Here is a 1,500-nt window from a genome sequence, read left to right as displayed (position 1 = left end):
CCCGTTACCTTTATTGAACCTCCGGTGGTCGGAGGTCTGGTCGCTCGAGTGGGCATGGCTTTCTTGCCCTGCCATCGATGGTCCGGGGGGTGTTGCCACCCGCTCGAGAGACACGCGTTGACCGCTGATAGGGACGCGGCCCACCTTTTAGGTGAGGTCTCTTCGTAACGTGGGTGTCGGCATCGGGTGTCAAGACGGTGACCAGCAGGGATACTTCAGAAGGGAAGTATCGCCATGTCCGAGAACTACGCCGTATTCGTGGGACTGGACGTCGGCAAGAGTGCCCATCACGCATGCGCTCTCGCCCAGGACGGCTCCCGCCTCTACGACAAACCCCTGGTCCAAGACGAAGTCGCTCTGCGGAAAGTTTTCGTCGAACTTCAGCAGCATGGACCGGTGCTGATGATCGTCGACCAGCCCAACACGATCGGGGCGCTGCCCATCGCGGTGGCCCGTGACTGCGGTTGCGAGGTCGCCTACCTGCCAGGACTTGCGATGCGCAAAGCCGCGGACCTGTACCCAGGTAGGTCGAAAACCGATGCCCGAGATGCGTTCATCATCGCCGACACCGCCCGCACAATGCCGCACACCCTGCGAGCGGTGGACCGCGATAGCGAGGTGCTCTCAGCGCTGAAAATGCTCGCCGGTTTCGACGACGACATCGCTCGGGACTGCACCCGGGCCAAGAACCGGCTGCGCAGTGTTCTGACACAAATTCACCCGGCATTCGAGCGCGTTCTCGTCGGTGAGATCCTTGCTCGAGCCATCGTGTTGGACCTGCTCATCCACTACGGCGGACCCACCAAACTCGCCGCAGCCGGCCGAGGCCGAGTGCTCAAATGGGCCCGCAACAGGTCGAGAAAAGATCCGGTCGAGCTCATCGACCGAATCTTCGCGGCACTGGCCGAACAGACGGTCACCGTGCCCGGCACCGACGCTGCCGAGTTGGTCATCCCGCAGCTCGCCGCGAACATCAAAGCGCTACAGCAACAGCGCGAGACCATCGCTGGCCAGGTCGAGGGGATGCTCGATGAATTCCCTCTTGCCGAGGTCTTGATCTCGATGCCCGGCATCGGCATCAAGACCGCCTCCAACATCCTGCTGGCCGTGGGCGACTGCAGCGACTTCGCCTCCGCCTCACATCTCGCTGCTTACGCCGGTATCGCCCCGGTGACCAGACGAAGCGGCACCTCCATCAAGGGCGAATTCCCTGCTCGTAGTGGCAACAAGCGCCTCAAGAACGCCATGTTCCGCAGCGCCTGGATCGCCAGCAACTGCCATGGCCCCTCTCAGGCCTACTACCAGCGCAAACGCGCCGAAGGAAAGAAGCACAACGCAGCCGTCATGTGCCTTGCACGACGCCGCAGCAACGTCATCTACGCCATGCTGACCAACCGCGAGTTCTACCGCGAGCCGCCAGCACCCAACGACGTAGCCGCGGCGGCCTGAAGCGATCACCAATCATCAGCAAAACGCTTGACAATCCTCATAGGGACACCC

The 1,500-nt window shown here is 62.3% G+C and carries 1 protein-coding gene; it reads left to right on the top strand.

Translation table 11 applies throughout. The features are described from left to right. Nucleotides 1-234 precede the first annotated feature (234 nt). Nucleotides 235-1,449, top strand: a complete 1,215-nt coding sequence (locus tag G6030_RS12935; RefSeq protein ID WP_043569086.1) for an IS110 family transposase — start codon at nt 235-237, stop codon at nt 1,447-1,449. Nucleotides 1,450-1,500: the final 51 nt, after the last annotated feature.

Origin of the sequence: Dietzia sp. E1 (genome assembly GCF_014145015.1) — a bacterium.
GTDB lineage: Bacteria > Actinomycetota > Actinomycetes > Mycobacteriales > Mycobacteriaceae > Dietzia > Dietzia cinnamea_A.
This window is presented reverse-complemented; position numbering and strand designations above follow the sequence as displayed.